General features: G+C 66.6%; 23 protein-coding genes. 9 read left to right on the forward strand and 14 right to left on the reverse strand.

The features are described from left to right. The first annotated feature begins 46 nt into the window (after positions 1-46). The 4 genes from AC1RHV_RS16545 (at position 47) to AC1RHV_RS16560 (ending at position 2,848) form a co-directional block, all read left to right on the forward strand. Positions 47-913, forward strand: a complete 867-nt coding sequence (locus AC1RHV_RS16545) for an AraC family transcriptional regulator (RefSeq protein ID WP_054452123.1) — start codon at positions 47-49, stop codon at positions 911-913. Positions 914-1,020: 107 nt separating this feature from the next. Then, positions 1,021-1,863, forward strand: a complete 843-nt coding sequence (locus AC1RHV_RS16550) for a YggS family pyridoxal phosphate-dependent enzyme (protein ID WP_054452122.1) — start codon at positions 1,021-1,023, stop codon at positions 1,861-1,863. Between the two features lie 5 nt (positions 1,864-1,868). Then, entirely contained in the window at positions 1,869-2,141 is a 273-nt protein-coding gene (locus AC1RHV_RS16555) for a hypothetical protein (protein ID WP_054452121.1), read from the forward strand. An 11-nt stretch (positions 2,142-2,152) separates the two neighbouring features. After that, positions 2,153-2,848 (forward strand): glutamine amidotransferase, encoded by a 696-nt coding sequence (locus AC1RHV_RS16560; RefSeq protein ID WP_492301382.1) that lies wholly within the window; start codon positions 2,153-2,155, stop codon positions 2,846-2,848. Positions 2,849-2,860: 12 nt separating this feature from the next. On the opposite strand, the gene AC1RHV_RS16565 is transcribed toward AC1RHV_RS16560, so the two are convergent. The 3 genes from AC1RHV_RS16565 to AC1RHV_RS16575 all read right to left on the reverse strand — a co-directional run bounded on the left by AC1RHV_RS16565 (position 2,861) and on the right by AC1RHV_RS16575 (position 5,157). Then, positions 2,861-3,604, reverse strand: a complete 744-nt coding sequence (locus tag AC1RHV_RS16565) for a GntR family transcriptional regulator (protein WP_492301384.1) — start codon at positions 3,602-3,604, stop codon at positions 2,861-2,863. Between the two features lie 45 nt (positions 3,605-3,649). Beyond that, positions 3,650-4,606: a Bug family tripartite tricarboxylate transporter substrate binding protein gene (locus AC1RHV_RS16570; RefSeq protein ID WP_492301386.1), complete on the reverse strand. Its 957-nt coding sequence runs from the start codon at positions 4,604-4,606 to the stop codon at positions 3,650-3,652. Between the two features lie 104 nt (positions 4,607-4,710). Continuing rightward, on the reverse strand, positions 4,711-5,157 hold the full coding sequence (locus AC1RHV_RS16575) for a cupin domain-containing protein (RefSeq protein ID WP_054452115.1): 447 nt from the start codon (positions 5,155-5,157) through the stop codon (positions 4,711-4,713). A gap of 173 nt (positions 5,158-5,330) precedes the next feature. On the opposite strand from AC1RHV_RS16575, the gene AC1RHV_RS16580 reads away from it, so the two are divergent. Together AC1RHV_RS16580 and AC1RHV_RS16585 are read left to right on the forward strand one after the other, a co-directional pair. Further along, positions 5,331-6,212, forward strand: a complete 882-nt coding sequence (locus AC1RHV_RS16580; RefSeq protein WP_175159864.1) for a dihydrodipicolinate synthase family protein — start codon at positions 5,331-5,333, stop codon at positions 6,210-6,212. After that, complete coding sequence (locus AC1RHV_RS16585) at positions 6,209-7,174, forward strand: Bug family tripartite tricarboxylate transporter substrate binding protein (RefSeq protein ID WP_175159866.1); 966 nt, start codon at positions 6,209-6,211, stop codon at positions 7,172-7,174. Before AC1RHV_RS16580 ends, AC1RHV_RS16585 begins: the two co-directional genes overlap by 4 nt. Positions 7,175-7,186: 12 nt before the next feature. On the opposite strand, the gene AC1RHV_RS16590 is transcribed toward AC1RHV_RS16585, so the two are convergent. Both AC1RHV_RS16590 and serC read right to left on the reverse strand, forming a co-directional pair. Then, the gene (locus AC1RHV_RS16590) at positions 7,187-8,092 is read right to left on the reverse strand and encodes a LysR family transcriptional regulator (protein WP_492301388.1); all 906 of its coding nucleotides are present in this window, start codon (positions 8,090-8,092) and stop codon (positions 7,187-7,189) included. Positions 8,093-8,132: 40 nt separating this feature from the next. Then, positions 8,133-9,215: a 3-phosphoserine/phosphohydroxythreonine transaminase gene (serC, locus tag AC1RHV_RS16595; RefSeq protein ID WP_119450396.1), complete on the reverse strand. Its 1,083-nt coding sequence runs from the start codon at positions 9,213-9,215 to the stop codon at positions 8,133-8,135. 131 nt (positions 9,216-9,346) lie between these two features. Here serC and pdxR point away from each other — a divergent pair, with 131 nt between their 5' ends. Continuing rightward, a complete protein-coding gene (gene pdxR, locus AC1RHV_RS16600) occupies positions 9,347-10,840 on the forward strand; it encodes a MocR-like pyridoxine biosynthesis transcription factor PdxR (protein WP_492301390.1) in 1,494 nt (497 codons plus the stop codon). 6 nt (positions 10,841-10,846) lie between these two features. On the opposite strand, the gene AC1RHV_RS16605 is transcribed toward pdxR, so the two are convergent. From AC1RHV_RS16605 to AC1RHV_RS16635, 7 genes are all read right to left on the reverse strand, one after another. Then, complete coding sequence (locus tag AC1RHV_RS16605) at positions 10,847-12,145, reverse strand: serine hydroxymethyltransferase (protein ID WP_175159872.1); 1,299 nt, start codon at positions 12,143-12,145, stop codon at positions 10,847-10,849. A gap of 39 nt (positions 12,146-12,184) precedes the next feature. Next, on the reverse strand, positions 12,185-13,384 hold the full coding sequence (locus AC1RHV_RS16610) for a benzoate/H(+) symporter BenE family transporter (protein WP_054452108.1): 1,200 nt from the start codon (positions 13,382-13,384) through the stop codon (positions 12,185-12,187). Positions 13,385-13,541: 157 nt separating this feature from the next. Beyond that, positions 13,542-14,402, reverse strand: a complete 861-nt coding sequence (locus AC1RHV_RS16615; protein ID WP_054452107.1) for a patatin-like phospholipase family protein — start codon at positions 14,400-14,402, stop codon at positions 13,542-13,544. After that, positions 14,403-16,400, reverse strand: coding sequence for a flavin-containing monooxygenase (locus AC1RHV_RS16620; RefSeq protein WP_492301393.1), 1,998 nt, complete (start codon positions 16,398-16,400; stop codon positions 14,403-14,405). Positions 16,401-16,443: 43 nt separating this feature from the next. Beyond that, positions 16,444-17,409, reverse strand: a complete 966-nt coding sequence (locus AC1RHV_RS16625) for a Bug family tripartite tricarboxylate transporter substrate binding protein (RefSeq protein ID WP_306651549.1) — start codon at positions 17,407-17,409, stop codon at positions 16,444-16,446. A 34-nt stretch (positions 17,410-17,443) separates the two neighbouring features. Next, positions 17,444-18,436 (reverse strand): ketopantoate reductase family protein, encoded by a 993-nt coding sequence (locus AC1RHV_RS16630; RefSeq protein ID WP_306651547.1) that lies wholly within the window; start codon positions 18,434-18,436, stop codon positions 17,444-17,446. A gap of 47 nt (positions 18,437-18,483) precedes the next feature. Continuing rightward, a complete protein-coding gene (locus tag AC1RHV_RS16635) occupies positions 18,484-19,242 on the reverse strand; it encodes a class II aldolase/adducin family protein (RefSeq protein ID WP_175212662.1) in 759 nt (252 codons plus the stop codon). Between the two features lie 297 nt (positions 19,243-19,539). On the opposite strand from AC1RHV_RS16635, the gene AC1RHV_RS16640 reads away from it, so the two are divergent. Further along, the gene (locus AC1RHV_RS16640; protein WP_192492333.1) at positions 19,540-21,078 is read left to right on the forward strand and encodes a class I adenylate-forming enzyme family protein; all 1,539 of its coding nucleotides are present in this window, start codon (positions 19,540-19,542) and stop codon (positions 21,076-21,078) included. A 16-nt stretch (positions 21,079-21,094) separates the two neighbouring features. On the opposite strand, the gene AC1RHV_RS16645 is transcribed toward AC1RHV_RS16640, so the two are convergent. Continuing rightward, entirely contained in the window at positions 21,095-22,003 is a 909-nt protein-coding gene (locus tag AC1RHV_RS16645; RefSeq protein WP_054452101.1) for a LysR family transcriptional regulator, read from the reverse strand. A 135-nt stretch (positions 22,004-22,138) separates the two neighbouring features. Here AC1RHV_RS16645 and AC1RHV_RS16650 point away from each other — a divergent pair, with 135 nt between their 5' ends. Next, positions 22,139-23,665 (forward strand): argininosuccinate lyase, encoded by a 1,527-nt coding sequence (locus AC1RHV_RS16650; RefSeq protein ID WP_054452100.1) that lies wholly within the window; start codon positions 22,139-22,141, stop codon positions 23,663-23,665. Between the two features lie 45 nt (positions 23,666-23,710). Here the strand turns inward: AC1RHV_RS16650 and AC1RHV_RS16655 are convergent, their stop codons facing one another. Then, positions 23,711-26,191: a heavy metal translocating P-type ATPase gene (locus AC1RHV_RS16655; RefSeq protein ID WP_192329427.1), complete on the reverse strand. Its 2,481-nt coding sequence runs from the start codon at positions 26,189-26,191 to the stop codon at positions 23,711-23,713. Positions 26,192-26,277: the final 86 nt, after the last annotated feature.

The following is a 26,277-nucleotide window of genomic DNA, read 5'->3' on the forward strand; positions in this document are numbered from 1 at the left end:
CGTAAGGTGTTGTTTAATCCATGAAAATTGTCATTTCGTCCAATATATGAGCAATCCTCTTCCCATTCAGGTTGACCGGCTGTCGGCGCTGCTGGACCGTTTCCGGGTGCGCGCCACGCTGTTCCACACGGGGGCGCTATGCGGCACCCAGGCTTTCGAAGCCGTGCCTGGGCGCGGCTTCCTGCACGTGTTGCGCCGGGGCGAAATGGAAGTGCGGCATCGCCCGGGCGAGACCGCCACGCCGCGCCTGCGCCTGGCCGAGCCGACCCTGCTGTTCTACCCGCGCGCCGTGCATCACGAATTCGTGAACCCGCCGCGGGACGGCTCGGATTTCACCTGCGCGGCGTTGGATTTCGATGGCGGCGAACGCAATCCCATCGTCCAGTCGCTGCCGTCCGTGGTGCGGATCCCGCTGGACGCGGTCGAAGGCTTGCGGCCGGCGCTGGACCTGCTGTTCGCCGAGGCGGATCAGGTGCGCTGCGGTTCACGCCTGTTGGCCGACCGCCTGTTCGAGGTGGTCTTGATCCAGCTGCTCAGGTGGATACTCGACCATCCGGAGGAAGTGGGTGTGACCAGCGGTCTGGTGATGGGCCTGTCCGATCCGCGTCTGGCCAGGGCGTTGGTGGCGCTGCACCGTTCGCCCTATGAAGACTGGTCGCTTGCGCGGATGGCGGCGATGGCGGGCATGTCGCGCAGCGCCTTTGCAGCGGCCTTCAAGGATGCTACCGGCGCCACGCCCGCGGCCTACCTGACCGATTGGCGCTTGAGCCTGGCGGCGTCCATGATGCGGTCCGGCCGCGCGGTCAAGCTGGTGGCGGCGGAGCTGGGATTTGCCAGCGCCTCGTCCTTGTCCAAAGCGTTCCGGCAGCGGATGGGTGTTTCGCCGCGCGAGTGGCTGGCGGCCAACGCGTAGCATCGGCCGCCTGCGCGCCGGCGTGATAATATTGACCTATGACAAAACTTCAGACGGCATAAGCGTAATGGAAAGCGCCCGCCGTTGTTCCTCCGCGAGGTTCAGGCATGAGCGAGCAAGACCCAGGGCAAGACAAGGGCACCCAGACACAGCATGACCAGCATGGCCGCTGGCCGCAGGCGCAGTCGGTCGAAGACTTCCGCCACAACCTGGCCACGGTCAACGGACGCATCGCCGATGCCGCGCGCCGCGCCGGGCGCGATCCGGCCACGGTGCGCCTGCTGCCCGTGAGCAAGACGGTGGAGGAAGCGCGCATCCGGCTGGCCTACGAGGCTGGCTGCCGCTACCTGGGCGAGAACAAGCTGCAGGAAGTTTCGAGGAAATGGGAAGCCATGGCCGACCTGACCGATCTGCGATGGTCGGTCATCGGCCACCTGCAGACCAACAAGGCCAAGCTCGTGGCCCGCTATGCGGCCGAGTTCCAGGCGCTCGACAGCCTGCGGGTCGCTGAGGCGCTGGACCGCCGGCTGCAAGCGGAAGGGCGCCAGCTGGACGTTTTCGTGCAGGTCAACACCTCGGGCGAAGCCAGCAAGTATGGGCTGCAGCCGGACGAGACGGCGGCCTTTCTGCGCGAATTGCCCGCGTTTTCGGGACTGCGGGTGCGCGGTCTGATGACCCTGGCGCTGTTTTCGGCCGAAGCCGCGCGCGTGCGCGAGTGCTTCGTGCTGTTGCGCACGCTGCGCGACCAATTGCGCCAGGACGCGCCCGCGGGCATCGGCCTGGATGATTTGTCCATGGGCATGTCGGGCGACTACGAGATCGCCATCGAGGAAGGGGCCACCGTGGTCCGCGTCGGTCAAGCCATCTTCGGCGCGCGCAACACGCCGGATTCCTACTACTGGCCGACCGACAACGGCGCGGAATCGCGCGCGTCCGGCTCTCAGGAGTAGCGCGCATGCCGGTGTACCGACTCATCATCAAGCGCGACGGCCGCCTGATCGGTCATTTCGAATCCACTGCGGCGTCCGCGCTGGACGACAGCCGCGACATCGCGGCGCGCCTGCCGGCCAAGGACGGCTATCAGCTCAGCCTGCAGGTCGCCGAGGGCGAACGGCGCCTGCTGGAAAGCACGCCGCAAGGCATACGGTTGCTGGCATCGGAAAACCTGTTCGTCTCAACCCCCGAAGGCTTGCTGGGCGGGCTGGACCGCCATCCGAGCCCGCAATAGGAGTTCCTGGAATGAGCCTCAGCGCTTTGGCGATCCGCCACGTTCCCTTTGAAGACCTGGGCATATTGGCGCCGGTCTTGGCCGATCGCGGCTACAGCGTGCGATACCTGGAGGCCGGCGTCGACGCCATCGACGCCGCCACCGTGGCCAACGCCGACCTCGTCGTGATCCTGGGCGGCCCCATCGGCGTCTATGAAACCGGCCGCTATCCCTTCCTGGAGCCGGAGCTGCGCGCCATCGCGCAACGCCTGCGCCAGGACAAACCGACCCTGGGCATATGTCTGGGCGCGCAACTCATGGCGGCAGCGTTGGGCGCGGACGTGGTGTCCACCGGCCGCGCCGAGATCGGCTATGCGCCGTTGACCCTTACGCAACAAGGGCAGGATTCCGTGCTGAGCGCGGTCGGGTCGGTGCCGGTGCTGCATTGGCATGGGGACCAGTTCGCGATCCCCGAAGGCGCGGCGCGCCTGGCCGAAACGCCGGGCTTCCCGAACCAGGCGTTTGCGCTGGGACCCAGGATACTGGGCCTGCAGTTCCATCTGGAGGCGGATTCCGCACAGATCGAACGTTGGCTCATCGGCCATGCCTGCGAACTGAGCCTGCGCCAGATTGATCCCGCAGTGATCCGCGAGGACGCGCGGCGCTACGGTCCACAGCTTGAGCGCTGCGCGCGCCAAGCGATGGAGCAATGGCTGGATCGGATCTGAGCCAGCAACGGACTACCGTGGCGGCTTGCGGCCTTCGGGACGCTTTTGCAGCCAGTCCACCACGAACTCCCCGGACTCATGGATATGCGCGCGCATGGCGGCGCGCGACGCCGCGGTGTCGCGCGCCGTCAGCGCCTCGACGATGGCCGCATGATGTTCGATGTTCTTCTTCATGCGGGCCTCGTACATGCCCAGCACGGTCAAGTTGAGGATGTTCTTGGTGTAGTCCGTGTGCAGGTCCTTGATGATGCGCTCCAACGACGGATTGCCGGCGGCGCGGAAGATCAGGGCGTGGAACTCCTGATTTTTGACGACCCAATGCCGCATGGGCGCGGCAGCCTGGCGCGGCGCGGCTGCGCCGCCAGCGTTGACCTCGGTGTACAGTGCGGCGACGGCCTCGGCGCATTCGGCATGGACGGTTTGCAGCTGTTGCAGATCGGCGTCGGAGATCCAGCGTGCCGCCAGTTCCGCCGCCATGCCTTCCAGCTCGCCGCGCAGCCAGTAGTTCGCGCCTATGTCCTTGAGGGTCGGCGCCACCACCGTGGCGCCGTAGCGCGGCTGCTGCACGATCAGGCCCTTGGTCTCCAGCTGCCGGAACGCTTCGCGCACCGGCGTGCGGCTGACGTCGTATTCTTCGGCCAGGGTCTCCTGCCGCAGCTTCTGTCCGGGCGCATATGCGCCATTGAAGATCTTCGCGGAGATCGACTCCACCAGATGCTGCACCAGCTCTTCCGCGGCGGGATAAATGCGATCCATGGCCTGACTCCCCTGTTCTTGACGGCTGCGGCGATCCTCCGCGGGCTATTTTCCGGGCTCCGCGGAGAATACCAGTCGCCACTTCTGCTGTTCCTGGCGCATGCGCTCCAGAAAGACCTGCGACCCCGCGGGCATGGGCTGGCTGCCTTGCGCATGGAGCTGCGCCATGCCCTCGCTCTGCGCCACCGCCTGCATCGCATGTTCCAGCTTGTCGAGGATGCTCCGGGGCGTGGCGGCAGGCGCTACGAGTCCGGATATCGAGCCCACATCGAAATCGCCGCCCAGGGCTTCGCGGGCCGCGGGAACGTCAGCCAAATTTGACACCCGCTGTGCCGAGGTTACGCCCAGCGCCCGCATCCGTCCGGACTGTATGAATGGTCCGACCACCACGGTCTCTACCGCCGTCACGTCCACCACGCCCGAAAGCAGGGCGGTGGCGGCTTCCGCGCCGCTCTTGTAGGGCACATGCATGAGCGTGGCGCCGGTCTGTCGCTGCATCAGGGCGAATACCTGGTGTATCGAGGTGCCTTGTCCGGAGCTGGCGAAGGAGACGGCATCCGGCTTGCTGCGGGCCCGCGTCACCAGCGCCGGCAGGTCCTGGATCGGCGAGTCTTGCGGCACGACCAGGGCCAGCGGCGTGTTGGCGATCATGGAGACGTAGGCGAAATCCTTGAGCGCGTCGTAGTTCAGCTGCTTGTGGATGAGCGGATTGACCGCGACCATGCCGTTGGTGATCACCATCAACGTGTAGCCGTCACGGGCCACGATGTCGGCGGCGATATTGCCGCCGGCGCCCGGCTTGTTCTCTACGACCACCGGCTTGCCGAGCTCGGCTTGAAGCTGTTTGGCCACGGTGCGGGCGGTGAGGTCGGTGATGCCGCCGGCGCCGAACGGCACGACCAGCGTGATGGGGCGTTCGGGCCAGTCGGTGGCGGCTTGGGCCAGGCCGCCAAGCGCCAGCGTCAAGCACACGAGGCAGGCGCGCAGAAGAGGGGCGTGCACGAGGGTTGTCTCCTTGGAATTTTCTATTTCTTGGTATGCCGGCCGGTCCATGCCGGCCATGGACGGCCGCCGATCATGGCTGCCGCCCGGGGAACCGCGGGGAATCAGTGTTCGAGGTCCTGCTCGGTGATCGCGGGCGGCTCGCCCTTGATGTTCATGCGGCCTTCGTAAACCGGCCGGCCGCCGGTCGTTGGGCCTTGGTACTGGACGAAGAACAAGGTGCCGCCCGTTTCGGTGCTGAGCGCTTCCTCGATGTGCGGGTCCGGATGGAACACCACGGTGCCGGGGCCGTACATCTTTCCGCCCATGTTGAATTCCCCTTCGATCACGTACCAGACCTGGGCGAAGTCGTGCTTGTGCAGGCGGAAGCCCGCGCCGGGTTCATAGCGGAGAAATCCTGCGTTGGGCTCGGTGAGGCGTTCCGCCCGCGTATGGAAAAGGAACTTCGTCTTGTTCTTGAACCGGCCCATTTCCCATTCCATGTCCTCCGGCCTGCGGTACTCGGGCATGTGATGGGTCTGCGCCTGGTCGAGAACGTCATTGCTGCTCATGGCTTGCTCCTTGGTGATAGACCGGGAAAGTCTATCGGCCTTGTGCGGGAATTACTGGATACAAGATTTGCCTGTACTGCAGGGTGGGCGGGAGGTATCAGGCGCCCTGGAAATAGGTATTGGACCGGCCTGGGCGGCGTCCCTAGACTGCAAGCCAACATGGAGAACGAGCGATGCACTTGAAGGGAATCATCGGCTATCTGCTGACGCCTTGCGATGAACGCGGGCGGGTGGACCATGCGCTCTTGGAAGCGCACGTCGAGCGGCTGATCGGCGAGGGCGTGCATGCGCTGGCGCCGCTGGGCAGCGTCGGCTGCCTGCCTTACCTGGACGACGGCGAGCGCGAGGCCGTCATCGACACCGTCATCCGCGCGGCAAGCGGGCGGCTGCCCGTGCTCGCGGGCGTGTCCAGCCTGAGTACCGCCAGCACGGTGCATCACGCGCGCTACGCCGAACGCGCGGGCGCCGCAGCCTTGCAGCTATTGCCTAGCACCTACTGGAAGTTGACCCAGGACGAAATCCACGCCTACTACCGCGAGGTCTGCCAGTCGGTCTCCACACCGGTGATGGTCTACAACAACCCGTTCACGACGGGCATGGACCTGCCCGTCGAGTTCCTGGCCCGGCTGGCCGAGCTGCCCAACGTCACCATGATCAAGGAAAGCAGTCCGGACCCGACGAAGATCGCGCGGCTGCGCGCGGCCTGCCCGGATCGGACCGCGGTGTACATCGGCCTGAATTGCATGGCGCGGACCGGGTTTGCGGAAGGGGCGGCGGGTTGGTGCACGGCGTCGGCCAACGTCAGCGCGTCGTTTGCCCTGAACCTGTATCGCTGCGCCATGGCCGGCGACGCGCGCGGCGCGGACGAATGGTTCGGCCGCCAGATCGATCTCTTGAACTTTCTCATGGACCATGGCTTGCCGCGGACCGTGGCCGCGGGCTTGCGCTTGCGCGGCCTGGACAGCGGCCATCTGCGCGCGCCTCTCGCGCCGTTGGCCCCGGACCTGGAACAACGGCTTCTTGAAATCCTCAAAAAAATGGAGATCGCGCGATGAACAAGGGATTGCGCCGCTGCATGGCGGCTTTGTTGGGTGTAGTGCTTCCCGCTGCGGCGGCATGGGCGGGGTCGTATCCCGACCAGCCCATACGCCTGATCGTGCCGTTCGGCGCCGGCGGCGTGACCGACACCACGGCGCGGGTGTTCGCCGAGGGCCTCACGCGCGAGCTGGGCCAGCCGGTGGTGGTGGAGAACCGCGGCGGCGCGGGCGGCTCGATCGCGGCGGGCGCGGCGGCGAAGTCGCCGGCCGACGGCTATACGCTGCTGGTGATCACCAACGGCATGGTCGCGGTCAATCCGCTGATCTACAAGAAGCTGCCCTATGATCCGAACAAGGACTTCACCTACGTCGCGATGCTGGCCAATACGCCGACGGTGCTGGCGGTGGGTGCGGACAGTCCATATGCATCGTTGCCGGAAATCATCAAGGCCGCGTCGGCCAAGGCTGACAATATCGCGTTCTCCACGGCCGGCGAGGGCTCCGACAACTATCAAGTTCTGGAGCTGCTGCAACAGGCGACCGGCGTGAAGATGCTGCACGTGCCTTACAAGAGCGGATCGGAGTCCATGACGGCCGTGATGAGCCGCAACACGGATTTGACGGCCGTTTCCGCCGTCACCGCGGTGGGTTTCGTCGAGGCCAAGCAGATTCGTCCTTACGCGGTGACGTCGTCGCGACGCCTGGCCAATCTGCCTGACATTCCCACGGTCAAGGAAGTGCTGGGCAAGGACGTGGAAGGCGGGTCGCTGTCGGGTATTGCCGTTCCCAAAGGCACGCCGGCCGATGTGGTTGAGCGCCTGAACATGGCCATTGCCGCGGTGGCAAAAAGCCCATCGGTGCAGGACAAGATCTACGCGCGTGGCAGCGAACCCGTGGATGGATCGCAAGCGGCGTTCGAGCAGCGGGTCGTGGCCGAACAGAAAAAATGGGCGGGCATTCTTTCGCGTCCGGCGCCGTAAGCCCCAGGGGCGTCAGGCGGCTTGCGCGCCCAGCACCTCGCGCGCCGTGTCGATGAACCAGCGGACTGCCGGATTCATGGACTGGGCGGGCGCTGCCAACGCCATGGCGTAGGTCAGGGGCGCGCCCTCCACGTCCATGAGGTCCACATATGCCACGTTGTCGATGGCGATCCGGCGCAGCGCCGCCGGCACGATGGCGACCCCCAGGCCCGCGGCGATGAGCGGCAGGCTGATGAGGGCGTGGGACGATTCCTGCAGAACCCGGGGATGAAACCCCGCGCGCTGGCAGGCCGCGACGATCTCTCCCGCGAACCCGGGGCTGTCGGAGTGCGCCAGGGTCACCAGCGTTTCATCCGACAGGTCCGAGAGCCTGGCGCTTTTCATGCCTGCCACCCGATGGCCCGCAGGCACGGCCAGCGCCAGCCGTTCGCGCTGCAAGCCCGTGATTGCGATGCCCGGCACCCCGGACGCGGGCGGCACCAGGAATGCCGCGTCCAGCTCGCCGCGCTGCAATCCTGCCAGGATGCCGACGGTGCTGCCGCTGGTCAGTCGCACACGTATGTGCGGAAAGCGCTGCGTAAACTCGGGCAGGATGCGCGGCAGCAGGTTCAACGCGGCGCTGGGCACCGCGCATACCCGCAGCGCGCCCATACGTCCTTCGGCCGCATCGCGTGCAGTCTGCAGCGCGGCATCGGCGCCTTCCAGCAGGCGCTTCGCTTCGCGCAGAAAGGCGCCGCCGGCGACCGTGAGGCGCACGCCCAGGCGGTCCCGTTCGAAGAGGTCTGCACCAATCTCGGTTTCGAGCCGTTTGATTGCGACGCTGAGCGGAGGCTGGGTCATGTGCAGCCGGGCGGCCGCCTTGCGATAGTTCAATTCCGTGGCCAGAACCACGAACTGCCTGAGCTGCCTGAAATCCATGCTGGTCTCCCTGTGCTTTCTTAGGGCCGCCGCGCCGGCTTCAGCCCCGCGTGCGCTGGAAGTCTGTCATGAAATCGGCCAGCGCGGCCGCAGCGGGCAGCTCCACCGCGTTGTACAGACTGGCTCGGATGCCGCCGGTGTGCGCGTGTCCTTTCAACCCCATGAGCCCGGCGCTCTCGGCCTGGCGCAGAAACAGGGGCTCCAGGGCGGAATCGGCCAGGAAGAACGGCACGTTGTTGATGGACCGGAATTCCGGCCGGACCTTGTTGAAGTAGAAGCCGTCGCTGGCGTCGATGGCGCGGTACAGCAGCCCGGCCTTGGCCTGATTGGCCTGATGGATGCGTTCCACGCCGCCGGTCCGGCGGATCCAACGCAGCGTCAGTCCGGTCAGATACCAGGAGAAGGTGGCGGGCGTGTTGAGCATCGAGTCCGCCCGCGCCGCGTGCGCATAGTTCAGCACGTCGGGCGTGATGGGCAGCGCGCCGTCCAGCAGGGCTTCGTCCAACACCACGACCGTGACGCCGGCGGGCCCCATGTTTTTCTGCGCGGCGGCGTAGATCAGACCGTGCCGGGACACGTCGATGGGCTTGGACAGCAGGCTGGAGCAGGCATCGCACACCAGCGGGACGGGCGCGTCCGGCGCGGCGGGGAACTGCACGCCATGCACCGTCTCGTTCTCCGTGTAGTGCAGATAGGCCGCATCGGCGTCGAGCTGCCATTCGCCGGGCGCAGGGATGCGGTCGAAGCCCGATGCCTCGCTGCTGGCCGCGACGCGGACCTTGCAGTAGCGCCGGGCCGCATCGATGGCCTTGCCGGACCAGAGCCCCGTGTGAAGGTAATCCGCCGACGCCTTGCCGCGCAGCAGGTTCATCGGCACCTGCGAGAACTGCAACGAAGCACCACCTTGCAGGAACAGCACCTTGTAGCGGTCGGGGATCTGCAGGATGGCCCGCAGGTCCGATTCCGCCTGGCGTGCGATATCGATGAACACGCGCGAGCGATGGCTGATTTCCATTACCGACATGCCGGTGCCCGCGAAATCGAAGAACTCTTCGTGCGCCTCCTGCAGCACTTCCAGCGGCAGCGCGGCCGGACCAGCGCTGAAGTTGTATGACCTTGCCATATTTTCCGATTCTGCCCCGCCTGGCGCGGGCTCCTGCATGGTTACGCCCGCGGTTGCCGTGGCGATCGGGTGAGTCTACGGATAGAATGGCCGGCCCGGACAGGCCAGTTTTCTTCTTGTGAGCAGACCACATGCCTAAGACCTTCGAGCTGGATACGCTGAGGATGCGCATGAACGATGCGGAGCTCCAGCGCCTGGAGCTGCATCAGAGAATTCAGCGGGCGCTGCGCGCCCTGATCCTCGACGGTGCGCTGGGGCCTGGCCTCAGGCTGCCCGCCACCCGCGGGCTGGCCAAGTCGCTGGGGGTGGCGCGCGATACAGTGGAGAATGCCTATGTGCATTTGCACCGCGACGGCTACATCGTGCGGCGCGAGGGCTCGGGCAGCTACGTGTCGCAGACCGTGAGCACCGAACTGCGCGGCGCCGCGCGTAGGCGCGCGAAGCTGGACAACAAGCTGGGCGCACTACCGCCGGGGGCAGGCCTGAGCCGGCGCGGGCGCATGATCCTGGACAGCGGCGGGGTCGCGGACCAGCAGGTCATCAAGGCGTTCGCCACGGGCCTGCCGGAAACCCGCAGCTTTCCCACCGACGTCTGGGAACGGCTGCAGCGCCAGGTCTTGAAGGACTACCGCAGCCATGTGCTGCTGCATGGCGACCCGCAGGGCGCCGAGCCCTTGCGCCGCGCCATCGCCGCCTACCTGAACCTGGAGCGCGGGGCCAAGGTCTTGCCCGAGCAGGTGCTGGTGTTGAGCAGCACCCGCCAGGCCTTGTTTCTGTGCGCGCAATTGCTGACGGACGCCGGCAAGCCTATTCTGATGGAAAACCCCGGCTACTTCGGCGCCCGCAAGGCCTTCGAATCCGCGGAAACGCGGATCGTGCCCATCGACGTCGACGCGCAGGGCATACGCACGGACCTGCTGCGCGCGGACCGCAGCGGCGCCAACTGCGTGTACGTGACGCCGTCGCACCAATACCCCACCGGCGTGACGCTATCGCTTGAGCGCAGGCTGGATCTGATCGGCTGGGCGGCGGAGCACGGCAAATGGATCATCGAGGACGACTACGACAGCGAATTCCACTACGACGGCCTGCCTACGGCCTGCGTGCAGGGGCTGGACATGCACCAGCGCACACTCTACCTGGGTACGTTCAGCAAGACGCTGTATCCGGGTCTCAGGATGGGATATATGGCGCTGCCGCCCGGCCTGGTCGATGCCTTTGCCCGTGCGCGCAGCATCATGGACGGGCATACGCCGCAGATCCTGCAGCTGACGCTGGCGCGCTTCATGGACGACGGCCATTACAACTCGCACGTGCGATCCATGCGCAAGCTGTACGCGGGACGGCGGCAGGTGTTGCTGGAGTCGCTGGGCAAGCAGTTGGACGGCGTCGTGCAGGCCTACAGGCCTCCCGGCGGGTTGCAGATCCCATGCCTGCTGGAGCGCGGATGGTCCGAGGAGCAGACCATCCGCCAAGCCGAGGCCGCGGGCCTTCGGCTACCTGGACTGAGCCGGCTCTATGCGGGCGATCACAAGCAGCAGGGCTGGCTGCTGGGCTATGCGTCGTTGACGGCCTACGAGATCGACGCCGCGGTGCTGCGGCTGTCGAATGCGTTGAAGCGCTAGGGCGCTTCAGTACGGCAGCGGAAAGCGCCTGGCCAGCCCGGCCACGCCTTCGCGGATGGCGCTTTCCGTGCGGGCGTCGACGGCCCCGGCGCGCACGCCGCCCAGCAAGGCCAGGATCATGTCGCCGATTTCCTGGAATTCGGCGGGTCCCATGCCGCGCGACGTGCAGGCGGCGCTGCCCACGCGTATGCCGGAGGTAACGGCCGGCTTGGCGGGGTCGTTGGGGACGGCGTTCTTGTTCAAGGTGATGCCAACCTGTTCCAGCGCTTGCTCCGCCGTATTACCGGCCAGTCCCCAGGGTCGCAGATCGACCACGCCCAGATGGCAGTCGGTGCCGCCCGACACGATGGACAGGCCGCCTTCGGCCAGCCGGCGGCACAGGACGCGCGCATTCTCGACCACGGCGTGGGCGTAGGTGCGGAAGGCGGGCTGCAGCGCTTCGCCCAGGGCCACGGCCTTGGCGGCGATGATGTGCATCAGCGGACCGCCCTGCAGGCCCGGGAATACGGCCGAATCGATCTTGCGGGCGAGTTCGGCGTCATCGGTCAGGATCATGCCCCCGCGCGGGCCGCGCAAGGTCTTGTGGGTGGTGGTGGTCGTGACGTGCGCATGCGGCACCGGCGAGGGATACGCGCCGGCCGCGGCCAGGCCGGCGAAATGCGCCATGTCCGCCATGAAGATCGCGCCCGTCTCATCGGCAATGGCGCGAAAACGCGCGAAGTCCAACGTGCGCGAGTAGGCCGAGCCGCCGGCGATGATGAGCTTGGGTCTTTCCTGCCGCGCGATGCGCTCGACCTCGTCCATGTCCACCCGATGCGTAGCCGGATCGACGCTGTAGCTCAGCGCCTGCAGCCAGCGTCCCGACATGTTGACCTTGGAGCCATGGGTCAGGTGTCCGCCCGCCCTCAGGTCCAGGCCCAGGATCTTGTCGCCGGGGGCCAGCAGCGCCAGGTAGACCGCCTGGTTGGCCTGGCTGCCCGAGTGGGGCTGTACGTTGGCGTAGCGGGCGCCGAACAGACGCGTGGCGCGCTCGATGGCGATCTCCTCGGTCACGTCCACGTTGACGCAGCCGCCATAGTAGCGGCGGCCAGGGTAGCCCTCTGCGTACTTGTTCGTCAGCACGGAGCCCTGGACTTCCAGCACCGCGCGGCTGACGAAGTTTTCGGAAGCGATGAGTTCTATCGAGTGCCTCTGCCGGCGCCGTTCGGCGTCGATGGCGCCCCAGATGCCGGGGTCGGCCTGCGCCAAGGGCAGGGCGCTGACGCAAGGCAGTGCGAGGCTGTCGGGAAGGTTGGGGTTCGTCACGGTGGTTCCTGTTTCGATGGACGTATGGAGATGAAGAGGTCAGGAATTGGCGGCCAGCGCCCGCTGGCCGCCATGGATGAGCAGGTGCGCGGTCAGGCCGGCGACCAGCCCCCAGAACGCGCCGCCCACGCCCAGCAGGGTGACGTTGGCGGCGGTGGCCAGAAAGGTGATGAGCGCGGTCTCCCGGGTGCGGGCGTCGGCCATCGCATTGGCCAGGCTGCCGCCGATCGCGCCCAGCAAGGCAAGGCCGGCCAGCGTGGTGATGAATGCCTTGGGCAGCACCATGAACAAGGTCGCCAGCGTGACGCCGAAGGTGCCCACCAGGATGTAGAACACGCCGCAGGCCAGGCCCGCGAGGTAGCGTTTGGCGGGATCCGGATGCGCATCCCGGCCGGTGCAGATCGCGGCGGTGATCGCCGCCACGTTGAAGGCGTGCGCGCCGAAGGGCGCCATGAGGAGCGAACCCAGGCCCGTCACGGTGAGGATCGGGTTCGCGCTGGTCTGATAGCCGTCGTTGCGCAGCACCAGCATGCCGGGCATGTATTGCCCCGTCAGCGTGATGATGAAGAGCGGCAGGGCGACGCCCAGCAAGGCCTGCAGCGAGAACTGCGGCATTTCGAAGACCGGCGCTGCGAGGCTGAGGTGGACTGCCGAGAAGTCGATGCGGCCTTGTGCGATGAGCAGCGCAAGGCCGATGACCAGAATGCCGACCACCGCAAAGCGCGAGGTATAGCGCTTGAGCAGCGCATAGGAGATGACCAGCACGATTACCAGCAGTGGATCGGCGCTGGCCCCGCCGAAGGCATTGACGCCGAATTGCAGCAGGATGCCGGCCAGCAGGCCGGCGGCAATGCCGCCCGGAATCATGCGCACCAGCTTCTCGAACGCGCCGGACAGGCCGAGCACGACGAAGCCCAGCGCCGACAGGACGTACGCGCCGATGACCTCGCCGTAGGGCGTGAAGGGCATCACGGTCGCCAGAAACGCCACGCCGGGTGTGGACCAGGCCGTAATGACGGGCGCCTTGTAGCGCCAGCTCAACAGTGTGCCGGTGATGCCGACGCCGATGGAAACCGCCCATACCCAGGACGCGGTCTGGGCAGGAGTCAGCCTGGCCAGCTCCGCGGCCTGGAACACCAGCACGAAGGTGCCGCCGTAGTTCACCAGCACCGAGATCAGGGCGGCGACGGTGGGGGAAAAGAAGTCGGCGGGTCTGAGGCCAGCCGGTGATGCGTTCATGATCAACTCCGCGTTCGTGGTGGGGCCAGGCCGCGCGGCGGCCGGGCTTGAACGGGGAGTCTAGGGTGCTGGCGGTATGTCGATACCTGCCACATTCATGAAAGTGGGCAGACCGCTTTCCTGAGGGGAACAGCGCTGGGCGGAGTGCGGGACAGGCTCAGCGCCACGCTTGCCGCAGGGTTTGCGCAAGCGCCGATGCCTGGCGCAGCCCGGCCTCGGCGGCGTCGGCGCGGCGCGCCGGGTCCAGCACGTTGTCGCCGATGGCCTGCTCGCTGGTCGCGTCCGGCAGCACGGCATGGACCTGGCTGCCGGCCTCGCGCAGGGCCTGCAGTTCGCGCCGCAGATGGCCGCTGACCGGATTCCCTTCCCGATAACCCAGCGGCGCCAGCACTACGACCTGCTGATAGCCGGCCGCCATATCGGCATTGGTCATGGAGCGGATGCCGCCGTCCATGTAGGTCGCGCCGCCGATGGGCACGGCCGGCCAGGCGCCCGGCACGGCGCAGCTGGCGGCGATGGCATCGACGAAATCGACCTGGTCGGCGGCGCTGAAACTGCGCCCTTCGCCGGTGGTCGTGTCGACCGCGATCACAAGCAATGGACGGGTGGGCCAGTCGCTTGCACCCAGGCGCGCGGCGATGATGGCGCGGCGTTCGGCCAGTGTGGGCGTAGCGGAACGCTGCGCGTAGGCGCCGATGCGCCGGCGCGCCTGTTGCAGGTCCGCGCCCACTTTGGCGAACAGCTCGCGGTTCTTTTCGTCGGCGGCTTGTTGCGAGTACGGACGATATTGTTCGGCGCCCGTCCCTCCCAGTTGCGTCGCCAGCAGCTGCATGGGCGGGACGCCCAGCGCCAGCTGCGCGCCGGCGACGGAGCCTGCGGAGCAACCGATGAACAGGTCCGCCGCGGTGAGGTCGACGCCCTGGCGCGCCAGGCCCGCCAGGACGCCGATCTCCCAGGCCAGCCCGGTCACGCCGCCGCAGCCCAGTACCAGGCAGCGCTTCTTCTGCGGATGCGCCATTCAGGCTGTCTCGACGCGAGTGGCGGCGGACGGCTCGGTTTCGCCCTCGCCGGACGCCGGACGGTAGTGGTAGTCGTCCATGTCCGTCTTGCGCAGCATGTGCCAGTAGTCGTCGTTGCGGAAGGGAGTGGGCGCCACTACCTTGCCATGCGCGTTGCGGTACCAGTTGCTCATGCCCTTGTGGGTCCAGATCATGCGGTCATGGGCGGCCTGGACACGGGCGTTGTAGGCGTCGTGCCTGTCCCTGCGGACTTCGATCTCGAAGCGTCCGCCGGCCTTGTCCAGACCTTGCTGCAATAGGCCCATGACATAGCGCACCTGGGTCTCCAGCAGGGCGACGACGCTGCCGCCGTGGCCCAGGGCGGTGTTGGGGCCGGCCAGGATGAACAGGTTGGGGAAGCCCGGCGCCGCGACGCCCATGAAGGCCTCGGCCCCTTTTTCGTCCCAGGCTTCGCGGATCGAGCGCCCGCCGCGGCCATAGAGCTTGAACGAGGACAACAGGTTGATCGCGTCGAAACCGGTGGCGACCACCAGCACGTCCAGTTCGTGCGCCCGGCCGTTGTCGCTCACCACCGCGTTTTCCGTGACCCGGGCGATGCCGCCCGTGACCAGTTCGACGTGGTCCCGGGCCATGGTTCGGAACCAGCCGTTGTCCATCAGCATGCGTTTGCCGAAGGGAGGGTAGTCGGGCAGAACGTCCGGCAGCAGGTCCTGGCGGTCGCCGAGTTCCGCCTTGATGTAGCTGGTGAAGTGTTCGCGGTGCCTGTCGTTGATCTGATTGATGGCGCGCTCGGGGTGCGGCCATTGCGGATCGATCTGCAGCGTGGCGTGGACGCGGTCGTTGAAGATCCAGGCTAGCCGTTGGCGATACCACTCCTGGTAGTACGGCACCTCGCGCAGCAGGAAGCGGACGTCCTCCGGCACCGGTTTCTGGAATTTCTCGAAGGGCGCGGCCCATTGCTTGGAGCGCTGGAACACGGTCAGGGAGCGGACCTGGTCGGCGATTGCGGGAACGACCTGCATGGAGCTGGCGCCGTTGCCGATGATGCCCACGTTCTTGCCGCGCAGGTCCAGGCCTTCCGGCCAGTTGGCCGTATGGAAGCAGGGGCCCTTGAAACTCTCCAGGCCGGGTATGGGGGGCAGCTTGGGCACGTTCAGCAGGCCCACCGCGCTAATGAGGATGTCCGCCACATAGTCCTGGACCTGGCCGTCCTGCCCGACCGTGCGTATGTTCCAGCACAGCGCGTCTTCGTCGTAGCGGGCGGACTCCACGCGCGTGTTGAAGCGGATGTTGGGGCGCACGCCATGCTGGTCGGCGACGCTTTCGAAATAGCCCTGGATCTCGCCTTGCAAGGCGAAGTAGCGCGACCAGTCGTGCTTGGCGAACGAATACGAGTAGATGTGGTTGGGGGTGTCCACGCCCGCGCCAGGGTAGCGGTTCTCGTACCAGGTGCCGCCGACTTCGGCGTTCTTCTCGATCACCACATACGGAATGCCCGCGCCTTGCAGGCGGATCGCGGCGCACAGGCCTGCCACGCCGGCGCCGATGACCAGCACCCGATAGCCTTGCGGCACCTGGAACGCATCGTGTTGCTCCAGCGCGAAGTCCGGGTCCAGGCCCAGCCAGGCGGCGATCATGGGGCCGTACGAGTCGGGAACATCTTCCCCGATGCTGGTGCGCAGCATGGCGACCAGCTGTTCATGCGCAGGCGCCGGCAGCTTGGGCTGCTGGCCGCGGCGGGTCAGCAGGATGGCCGAGTACGCGGCCTCGCGGATCTCTTCCTGCACGGCGTCCGGCAACCCGCCAGGGTCGTTGTCTTCCAGGCCGCGAATGCGCGAGCACTGGTAGCGCTCGGACAGCCATTGCGTGTCGCCCGTCAGGTGCACCAGCACCATGAGCAAAGTGGGGATGTTGGCGCTGGCCAGCGCGCGCTTGAGCGTGGCCTCCCACAGGTCGTTGCCGAACGGTGTTGCCGGAGCCGGGGTATCGCGATGCATGTAAGGGTCCTTCCAGGAGTGGCGTGGGGGATCGGGTTGCGGCCTACTCGGCGGTTGCGCCGGACTTCTTGATCAGCTCGGCCCATTTGGCGCTGTCGCTGACGATGAAGGCGCCGAAATCGCCCGGCTTGGTGAACAGGGCGTCCAGGCCCATTTTCTTGAACTGCTCCTGCACGTCGGGCGCCGTCTTCATCTTCTGCAGGGATGCCTGCAGCCTTTCGACGACCGCGGACGGCGTGCCGGCCGGGGCCACTATGCCCAGCCAGGGCATGGCGTCGTAGCCGGGCAGGCCGGACTCCTCGACCGTGGGCAGGTCGGGCAGCACCGAGGACCGCGTCTTGGTGGTGACGGCGAGCGGCCGCACCTTGCCGCTATCGAGGAAAGGCTGGGCGGCCGCGATGTCCACGAACAGCATGTCGACTTCGCCGCCAGCCAGGGAGGTCAACGCTGGAACGCTGCCCTTGTAGGGGATGTGGGTCATCTTCAGTCCGGTCAGCGCGGCGAACAGCTCGCCCTCCAGATGGTTGGACGTGCCGTTGCCGGAAGAGGCGAAGGTCGCCGATTTGCCGTCCTTCTTGAGCGCGGCGATCAGTTCCTTGACGCTGGACGCCTGCACCTGCTTGCCCGTCACCAGGACGTGCGGCACGCTGGCGATGAGCGAAACGGGCTGGAAGTCCTTGACCGGGTCGTAGTTCGCGGTGTTCTTGTACAGGCTGGGAGCGATGCCCAGGGACGATGCCGCCATCAACAGCGTGTAGCCGTCGGGCGGCGCCTTGGCCACGTAGGCCGAGGCGATCATGGTGCCGGCGCCGGGCTTGTTGACCACCACCACCGGCTGGCCCAGATCTGCCTGCAGCTTGGCCGCGACCTGTCGGGTCATCACGTCCGTGACGCCGCCGGGCGTGAAGGGCACCACGATGTTGATGGGCTTGTTGGGATAGTCCTGGGCGTGGGCGGCTGCGCCCGTGCAGATCAGGGTTGCGGCCAGGCAATGCGATAGCCATTTCATGAGTTTGTCTCCTGTGGTTTTCTAGGTGTGGCGTTCAGATGGAGCCTGCGCTGAGGCTCCGGTGCCGGATCAAGCCCCAGACCGTGTTGGCGTGGGGCATGTCCAGGTTCAACTTTGCTGCGATCTCGATCATGGCGCCGACCAGGGCGTCGGTTTCCAGCGGCTTGCCTTGCAGCGCGTCCTGCAGCATCGAGGTCTGGGCGGCGCCGGCGCTGGCGGCTGCCTGCATGCGTTGTTCCACGGTGACCGGCAGCTCGAGCCCGAGCGCCTGGCCCAGAGCCAGGTACTCGCCGAGCATGGCGCGCGCCAGTTTTCCGAGATATGGATCCTGGACCATGGCTTCCATGGTGGCGCGGGCCAGCACGCTCAAGGGGTTGAAGGTGGCGTTGCCCATCGCCTTGATCCAGACGGCTTGGAGGATGTCGCCGCTGACCTCGCATTGCAGGCCTGAAGCTTGCAACAGCCCGGCGAGCCGATTGGCCCGCGCAGACATGGAGCCGTCCGGTTCGCCGAGGATGAGATTGTTGCGGGCGTTCTGGGCCGCGATGCCAGGCGCGGTGGCGTTTGCCGCGATGTACACCACGGCGCCCAGCACCCGCTCCAAAGGCAGCGCTCGCCTGAGGGCGCCGCGGCCATCCACCGATTGCAGCGGCGTGTCGCCCAGGGGACTGCCCAGCGTGGGCAGATACCACCAGGGGATGCCGTTTACGGCCGGCACCACGGCGCCCTGCGGCGCGAGCATCGGCGCCAGGTGCGCGGAGATATCGTCCAGCGCCTGTTGCTTGACCGCAAGAATCAGGTAGTCCGCGTCGCGCACCTGGCGCGGTTCGTCGGTGGCGCGCACCGGGTAGTGGCGCGTGACGCCGTCGACCGTCAAGCCGACGCCGTGCTGGCGCAAGGCGGCCAGCGTCTTTCCGCGGGCGATCATGGTCACCTCGCAGCCTGCCTGGGCCAGGCGCGCGGCGAGCAGACAGCCGATCGCGCCCGCACCATATACCGCGACGCGGCATTGATGAGCATCTTTCATTTCTACTCTGCGAAAAAAGGGCCGCCGGGATGGCGGCGCGGTTGCCGCTATTCCTGGTATTCGGGCCGGATGCGTTGCAGCAGCCGGAGCAGGGGGGGCCAGTGCTTGTGGCGGGACGGGCGGTCCAGACGGTCGAACTGGCGGCCGACCTTCTCGGCAACTTCGGCTCCGGGCACAACCAGCGGCAGGCCGCCGGCCAGCGCCGCGACCTGCGCCTGGCAGGCGCGCTCCAGATAGAACATGGCGTCGAAGGCGTCTGGCACGCTGGCGCCGCAGACCAGCAGGCCGTGATTGCGCAGGATCATCGCGCTGTGGGAGCCGAGATCGGCGATCAGGCGCTGCTGCTCGTCCATGTCGAGCGCGACGCCTTCGTAGTCGTGATAGCCGATGCGGTTGTGAAAGCGCATGGCATGCTGCGAAATCATGAGCAGGCCAGCCTCTTGCGCGGACACCGCGATGCCGGCCGCGGTATGCGTATGCATGACGCAGGCCGCGTCGTGGCGGACGCGATGGATGGCGCTATGGATGACGAAGCCGGCGGGGTTGATGCCCAGGCCGGTCTGGTCCAGCAGGATGCCGCCGTCGATGTCCACCTTGACCAGGTTGGAGGCGGTGATCTCGTTGAACATCAGGCCGTAGGCATTGATCAGGAAGTGCGGCTGGGCGCCGGGAACCCGGGCCGAGATATGCGTATAGATGTGGTCGGTCATGCGCATTTCGACAGCCAGGTTGTAGGCCGCGGCGAGATCCACACGCACTGCCCATTCCTCGGCCGAAACCTGGTCCTTGATCGGTGCCTCTTGCACGGCAGCTCCTCCGGTTTTGCATTCTTCTTGGTCTGGCCGGCGCCTCTGCTGCGTGGCCTCTTTCAAACGGAGTATAGGTTTTCCAGCCGCTGTCGACTAAGCAAACGTTTTGATGGAAACGCATAAATTCCATCAATCATTCGGCCATGCCGGCAGGCATGAAAAACCTTGATGGATATGCATAAAAACGTTTAGCTAGTGCGGCGAAATTCCGCTACCTATACTGATTTTCCTACCCATGGGCGCGGCGGCAAGGAGCCGGCGCGCCCTTGAAAAATCAGAATAGCCGGAGGCTGGATGGACGCTGCAGGAAACCGCGGGATCACGGATTTGCTCGATGAACAGGCGCTGTGCCACGGGCATAAGCTGGCGATCGTGCATGAGTACCACAACGGCGACATCAGCCAGTTGAGTTTCATCCAATTACGCGAAGCGGCCCGCGCATTTGCCGCGGGCTTGCAGGCGCGCGGCGTGAAGCCGGGCGACCGCGTATTCGTATTCATGGGCAACACGGCGGAGTACGTGCCGCTGTGGATGGGCCTGATGCTGGCGGGCGCCGTCATCGTGGCGGGCAACATCCATCTCACTGCGCCGGAAGTGGCCTATCAGCTTGAGCATTGCCAGCCCGCGCTGGCGCTGGTCGAGCCTGCGCATGAAGCGCTGGTTCGCGAAGTGTGCGCCGGGATGGACCAGGCGCCGGATATCGTGCCGGTGGCGCGCGGCAGCCTGGGGCAGGAAGGATTGAGCGGTGCGCTGGCTGCGGAATCCGCGGATTACCGGGCTCCCGAGCTGTGCAGCGACGACCTTGCCCAGATCCTGTACACCTCGGGCACGTCGGCGCGGCCCAAGGGCGTGATGCTCACCCACGCCAATCTGCTCTGGTGTGGCCAGGCGGGCGCAGCCAACAGCGGCATTGGCCGCGCTGACCGCGTGTTCAACAACAAGCCGCTGTTCCACGCCAACTGCCAGGAAACCGTGCTGTCCTGCCTGACCGCGGGCGCCACCGCGGTGATCGGGGAACGCTATAGCGCCACGCGCTACCTGCGCCAGCTCATCGAACACCGCATCACGATCTGCAGCCTGTCCGGCATGCTGTGCCGAACCTTGTTGAACCAGCCGCCCACGCCTTTCGATACGGCGCATCAGGTGCGGTACGCGGGCTATGCCATCAATATTTCGGAAGCCGAGATCGCGGCGTTCATCGAGCGTTTCCGCATCCCGCTGCGCAATGGCTATGGGCAGTCGGAGACCATGCTCTACATCACCTTGCAGCCGCATGCATCGCCGTCCGCCTATCCGTCCATCGGGCGCGCCACGCCCGACCGCGAAGTGTTCGTGGTCGACGACGACAACCGGCCGGTCGCCGTAGGCGCAGTGGGCGAGATCGTGGTGCGCGGACGTCCTGGGCGCACGCTGACCCTGGGCTACTACCGCGACCCGGCTGCGACGCAGGCCGTGTTCGAGGGCGGCTGGCTGCACACGGGGGATCTCGGCTACCAGGACGCCAAGGGCAACTTCTTTTTCTTCGGCCGCAAGAAGGAGGTGATCAAGCGGGCCGGCGAGAATATCTCGGCCGCGGAAGTGGAAGAGGCCCTGATGGGGCATCCGGCCGTGCGCGACGTGGCCGTGGTGGGCATACCCGATCCGGTGCGCGACCAGTCGGTCAAGGCTTTCGTCGTGCTGCACGCAGGGCACCAGGCGGATGCGGATGCCATCAAGACCTATTGCGCCGGGCGGCTGGCGTACTTCAAGGTGCCCGAGCACGTGCAGTTCATGGCTGAGCTGCCGCGCAACGCCAGCGGCAAGGTGCAGAAGCGCGCGCTGCTCGACGCCTGAACGCGGCCGCGAGTTCTCAGGCGTGGCCGGTAGCCGCCTTGCCCAGCCGGGCAAGGGCTTCGGCGACCTGATGGACGACGGACTGGCCCTGGTTGCGGTGGATGGCGATGGTGAACTCCAGCGTCAGCGGCGTCAGCGCCGGGTCCACCAGCACCAGGGTGCCGGCGCGAACTTGTTCGGCCACCATCATTTCCGGCAACTGCGCGATGCCGCCGCCCGCCTCGACGACTTCGATCAGGCTGTTCAGGCGATTGCAGCTGCAGATGTTGTCCAGGTTGGCGCCCATGTCGCGCAACTCGTCCTGCGCCGGGCCAAAGAAGCCCGACGGACGCGATACGCACCACAGCGGCTCGGTTTGCAGTAGCGATTGCATGCTGCGGGGCTTGCCTTCCGCGTCGCTAAGCAGCCGGGACGAGACCATCCACGACATGCGGGTCGTGCCCAGCGATTCGCAGATGAACTGGTCGTCGCGCAGATGATTGGCCATGATGGCAATGTCCAGCGCGCCGGACGTCAGGTGCTCCTGCAGCTTGATCGCCAGGTCCAGCTCTATCTCGTAGGAAACGCGCGGCAGGGCGCGGCGCAGCTCGGGCACCACGCGTGAAAACCAGGTCATGGAAATCTCGCCCATGCCGATGCGCACCGTGCCGGCCGCGTTGTTGACGGCCTCCGCGTCGGTGAAGGCGTCTTCCACCGCCAGCAGCAGCGGTTCCACGCGTTCGACGAAGCGGCGTGCGGGCACCGTCAGTTCCAGCCGGCGGCCGCGCTTTTCGAACAGCGGAAAGCCCAGCGACTGCTCCAGCTCTTTCATGCGCGCCGAGACGGCGGGTTGGGAAGTGTGCAGCCGTTCGGCCGCAGCGCGGAAGCTGCCCAGCTTGGCGATCTGGCACAGGGTTTCGGCGTTGGTCAGATTCGGACGGGGCATGGGCGAATGTCGTGGTTTTTGCGCGGTATGTTAAAGGAAATCGTCAGGAAATCCCGCCTGGCTCGGTGAAATCCGCCATTTCCCCCCGTCAGGCCCGTCGATACACTGGCCGCTCGCCATCCTAACGAGACAGCCATGAGACATCTACTTCCCGCCCTGAGCGCCGCGCTTGCCTTGACGCTCGGCGCGCAGGCATCGGCCCAGCAAGCCCAGCCCGCGGCCTCCGTGCCGCGCGATCCGTTCTTCTGGCTGGGCGAGATCAACAAGGCCACTGCCGTCATCAACACGGACGAGGGGCTGCTGGACAAGTCCATGGCGCCGCGACTGGCGGCCGGCGTGGCCAAGGTGATCAACGACGGCAACCAGCCGGGCGCCAAGCGCCCGGCCAGCGTCATCACCTTCGAGCCGCTGCTGATCAAGGCGGCGGGCGAGGATGTGACGCTGCTGCACGCGGGGCGCTCCAGCCAGGACATGCACGCGACCTACCGCAGCGCCATCCTGCGCGACAAGCTGCTGGACCTGGCGGCCCAGCTGAACGCCACCTCCACCACGCTGGTGGAACTGGCGGGCAAGCATGCAGCTACCATCGTGCCGAACTACACCAATGGCGTGGCGGCGCAGCCTAACAGCTATGGACACTATCTGCTGGGGCAGGCCGCCGGCCTGGCCCGCGACGCCCAGCGCATCCGTGAGGCCTACGTGCGCATCGACCGTTCGCCGATGGGCACGACGGTGCTCAACGGCACCAGCTGGCCGCTGGACCGCAAGCGCATGGCGCAGTACCTGGGCTTCGCCGCACTGGTGGACAACGCCTATGACGCCTCGCAGATCTCGTCCATGGATCAGCCGGTGGAAGTCGCCTCCATCGTCACCAGCATTGCGCTGCGCACCGGCAATTTCGTCGAGGACGTAATGACCCAGTACGCCCAGCCGCGTCCCTGGATCCTGCTGGAAGAGGGGGGCGGCAACACCTACGTGTCCAGCGCCATGCCGCAGAAGCGCAATCCCGGCCTGCTCAACGATACCCGCAGCGATGCCTCCACGGCCGTGACGCTGGCCATGGGGCCGGTGGTGCAGACGCACAACATCACGCCAGGCATGAGCGATCCGAAGGACGTGAAGCAGAATTCCGCCATGGTGGATGCCGGGATTTCGGCGCTCAAGCGCTGGGACCGGGTGTTGAAGGCCATGGTCCTCAGCCCCGACCGCGCGCTGGAAGAACTGAACAGCGACTGGACGGCCTCGCAGGAACTGGCCGACGTGCTGATGCGCAAGTACAAGCTGCCGTTCCGCGACGGCCACCACTTTGCGTCCGAGGTCGTCAGCTACGCCAAGGCCAACAACATCAAGCCGCTGGACTTCCCGTATGAGCAGGCGCGCCGTATCTATGCGGACGCCATGAAGGACTCGAAGTACGGCAACGAACTGCCGATGAGCGAGGCGGAGTTCCGCTCCACGCTGGATCCCGTGGCCATCGTCAAGAACCGCGCCACTTCGGGCGGTCCGCAGCCGGCGGAAATGGAGCGCATGCTGAAGGAAGCGCGCGCGCAGCTGGCTGAGCAGGACGCCTGGATCAAGGCGCGCCGCGCCCACATCAACGATGCGCTGGCGGAGCTGGACAAGAAATTCGGCGCGCTGGTGGCCAGCGCGCCGAAGCAGTAGAACCTGCGGGAAGAGCGCTTCCCGGCGGCTGCTGGGAAGCCCCGCTCAGCCGCGGGCCGGGAAGGGCGCGGCGAAGCGGCGCAGCCGCAACGCGTTGCTCAGCACGAACACGCTGGACAAGGCCATCGCGCCCGCCGCGAACACCGGAGACAGCAGGCTGCCGTTGACCGGATACAGCAAGCCTGCCGCTACCGGGATCAGCGCCACGTTGTAGGCAAACGCCCAGAACAGGTTCTGCTTGATGTTGCGGATGGTGGCCTTGGACAGCGCGATGGCGTTGGGCACGCCGCCCAGGTCTCCCGACATCAGCACCACGTCGGCGGCTTCGATGGCGATGTCCGTGCCGGTGCCGATGGCCAGGCCCACGTCCGCTTCGGCCAGGGCCGGCGCATCGTTGATGCCGTCGCCCACGTAGGCGATGGGACCGTACTGCTGCTTCAGGCGCTGCACCGCCGCGACCTTGCCGTCGGGCAGCACTTCGGCGACGACTTCGTCGATGCCGAGCTGGCGGGCGATGGCCTCGCCGGTGCGGCGGTTGTCGCCGGTGATCATCGCGACCTTCAGACCCAGGTCATGCAGGGCGCGGATCGCGGCGGCCGTGGTTTCCTTGATGGGGTCAGCCACGGCGATCATGGCGGCCAGCTGGCCATTGATGGCGGCGTACAGCGGCGTCTTGCCTTCGTCGCCCAGGCGCGCGGCGTCCGAACCGAAGGACTCGACGCTCAGGCCCAGTTCGCGCATGAAGCGGTCGGCGCCGATCTCGACCAGGTCGCCGTCGACCCGGGCGCTGACGCCAAAGCCGGTGATCGATTCGAATTGCGAAATCGTGCCCAGCGCAATGTTCTCGGCGCGCGCCGCATCCACGATGGCTTGGGCGATCGGGTGTTCCGACTTGGCCTCGACGGTGGCAACCTTGCCCAGCACCGCAGCGCGTTCGAAGCCCTGTGCAACGATCAGGTCGGTCAGCTCGGGACGGCCCTTGGTCAGCGTGCCGGTCTTGTCCACGGCCACGACCTGCGCGTCCTTCAGCGATTGCAGCGCTTCGCCCTTGCGGAACAGCACGCCCATCTGCGCGGCGCGGCCCGTGCCCACCATGATGGAGGTCGGCGTGGCCAGGCCCATGGCGCAGGGGCAGGCGATGATCAGCACGGCCACGGCATTGACCAGCGCGAAGGTCAGGGCGGGTTCGGGGCCGAACGTCAGCCAGATGATGAAGGTCACGACGGCCGCCGCCATGACGGCAGGCACGAACCACATGGTGATGCGGTCCACCAGGGCCTGGATCGGCAGCTTGGAGCCTTGCGCCTGTTCGACCATGCGGATGATCTGCGCCAGCAGCGTGTCGCCGCCGACCTTGGTGGCGCGGAACGTCAGCGCGCCGTTCTGGTTGACGGTGCCGCCGACCACTTCGGAGCCGGGCTGCTTTTCGACGGGCACGGGCTCGCCGCTGATCATGGACTCGTCGATGAAGCTGTTGCCTTCCACCACCTCGCCATCCACCGGGATGCGTTCGCCGGGGCGGACTTCGATCAGGTCGCCCGCCACCACTTCCTCGATGGCGAGTTCCAGCGTCGCGCCGTTGCGCACGACGCGCGCGGTCTTGGCCTGCAGGCCGAGCAGGCGCTTGATGGCCTCGGACGTGTTGCCCTTGGCGCGTGCCTCCATGTAGCGGCCCAGCAGGATCAGCGCCACGATGACCGCGGCGGCCTCGTAATAGACGTTGACGGTGCCGGCGGGCAGCAGTCCGGCCGCGAAGGTGGCGACCACCGAATAGGCATAGGCGGCGGACGTGCCCACCGCCACCAGCGAGTTCATGTCGGGCGCGCCGCGCAGCAGCGCGGGGATACCTTTCTTGAAGAAGCGCAGGCCGGGGCCGAACAGCACGATGCTGGCCAGCACGAATTGCAGGTACCAGCTGTTCTGCGTGCCGATGGTTTCGGCGATGACGTGGTGGAACGCCGGCACGATGTGCGCGCCCATTTCCAGGATGAACACCGGCAGCGCGAAGATCGTGGCGACGGTCAGCGCGCGCTTCAGTGACTTCAGCTCGGCGGCCTGGCGTTCGGCCACGGCGTCGGTGTCGCTGGCTTCGGCGGCCAGGGGCTTGGCTTCGTAGCCGGCCTTGGCCACCGCCTGGATCAGGGCGCTGGCGGGCACGCCGCCGGCCGCGGTGATGCTGGCGCGCTCGGTAGCGAGGTTGACGCTGGCGCTGCTGACGCCGGGCACCGCCTTCAGGGCTTTTTCGACGCGGCCCACGCAGGAGGCGCAGGTCATGCCGGTGACCGACAGTTCGATCGTGGTTTCGGCGACGGCGTAACCCGCCTTCTGCACCGCCTGCACGGCGGCGGCGACGTCCGGCGCCCCTGCAAACGTGATGTCGGCGCGTTCGGTCGCCAGGTTGACGCTGGCCTGGTTGACGCCCGGCACGGCCTTCAAGGCCTTTTCGACCCGGCCCACGCACGAGGCGCAGGTCATGCCTTCGATAGGCAGGCTGACCGCGACGCTGTCTGCTGGGATGGCACTCATATCCGCTCCTTGAAAACTTGGAATTTCCTGCTGATGGGTGTCACTATAAAGATTCCAATGATGTCAAGGTCAAGCGTTTGATCGGA

Source organism: Achromobacter sp. GW823-FHT04E03 (genome assembly GCF_058796095.1).

Bases quoted from the DNA above. Each gene is read 5' to 3' on its own strand.
- AC1RHV_RS16575 (WP_054452115.1), bottom strand. From the start codon at position 5,157: ATGAGCAGCAATGACGTTCTCGACCAGGCGCAGACCCATCACATGCCC.
- AC1RHV_RS16650 (WP_054452100.1), top strand. From the start codon at position 22,139: ATGAGACATCTACTTCCCGCCCTGAGCGCCGCGCTTGCCTTGACGCTC.
- AC1RHV_RS16620 (WP_492301393.1), bottom strand. From the start codon at position 16,400: ATGCATCGCGATACCCCGGCTCCGGCAACACCGTTCGGCAACGACCTG.
- AC1RHV_RS16610 (WP_054452108.1), bottom strand. From the start codon at position 13,384: ATGAACGCATCACCGGCTGGCCTCAGACCCGCCGACTTCTTTTCCCCC.
- AC1RHV_RS16640 (WP_192492333.1), top strand. From the start codon at position 19,540: ATGGACGCTGCAGGAAACCGCGGGATCACGGATTTGCTCGATGAACAG.
- AC1RHV_RS16550 (WP_054452122.1), top strand. From the start codon at position 1,021: ATGAGCGAGCAAGACCCAGGGCAAGACAAGGGCACCCAGACACAGCAT.
- AC1RHV_RS16555 (WP_054452121.1), top strand. From the start codon at position 1,869: ATGCCGGTGTACCGACTCATCATCAAGCGCGACGGCCGCCTGATCGGT.
- AC1RHV_RS16630 (WP_306651547.1), bottom strand. From the start codon at position 18,436: ATGAAAGATGCTCATCAATGCCGCGTCGCGGTATATGGTGCGGGCGCG.
- AC1RHV_RS16590 (WP_492301388.1), bottom strand. From the start codon at position 8,092: ATGGATTTCAGGCAGCTCAGGCAGTTCGTGGTTCTGGCCACGGAATTG.
- AC1RHV_RS16560 (WP_492301382.1), top strand. From the start codon at position 2,153: ATGAGCCTCAGCGCTTTGGCGATCCGCCACGTTCCCTTTGAAGACCTG.
- pdxR (WP_492301390.1), top strand. From the start codon at position 9,347: ATGCCTAAGACCTTCGAGCTGGATACGCTGAGGATGCGCATGAACGAT.
- AC1RHV_RS16625 (WP_306651549.1), bottom strand. From the start codon at position 17,409: ATGAAATGGCTATCGCATTGCCTGGCCGCAACCCTGATCTGCACGGGC.
- AC1RHV_RS16645 (WP_054452101.1), bottom strand. From the start codon at position 22,003: ATGCCCCGTCCGAATCTGACCAACGCCGAAACCCTGTGCCAGATCGCC.
- AC1RHV_RS16545 (WP_054452123.1), top strand. From the start codon at position 47: ATGAGCAATCCTCTTCCCATTCAGGTTGACCGGCTGTCGGCGCTGCTG.
- AC1RHV_RS16580 (WP_175159864.1), top strand. From the start codon at position 5,331: ATGCACTTGAAGGGAATCATCGGCTATCTGCTGACGCCTTGCGATGAA.
- AC1RHV_RS16655 (WP_192329427.1), bottom strand. From the start codon at position 26,191: ATGAGTGCCATCCCAGCAGACAGCGTCGCGGTCAGCCTGCCTATCGAA.
- AC1RHV_RS16565 (WP_492301384.1), bottom strand. From the start codon at position 3,604: ATGGATCGCATTTATCCCGCCGCGGAAGAGCTGGTGCAGCATCTGGTG.
- serC (WP_119450396.1), bottom strand. From the start codon at position 9,215: ATGGCAAGGTCATACAACTTCAGCGCTGGTCCGGCCGCGCTGCCGCTG.
- AC1RHV_RS16615 (WP_054452107.1), bottom strand. From the start codon at position 14,402: ATGGCGCATCCGCAGAAGAAGCGCTGCCTGGTACTGGGCTGCGGCGGC.
- AC1RHV_RS16585 (WP_175159866.1), top strand. From the start codon at position 6,209: ATGAACAAGGGATTGCGCCGCTGCATGGCGGCTTTGTTGGGTGTAGTG.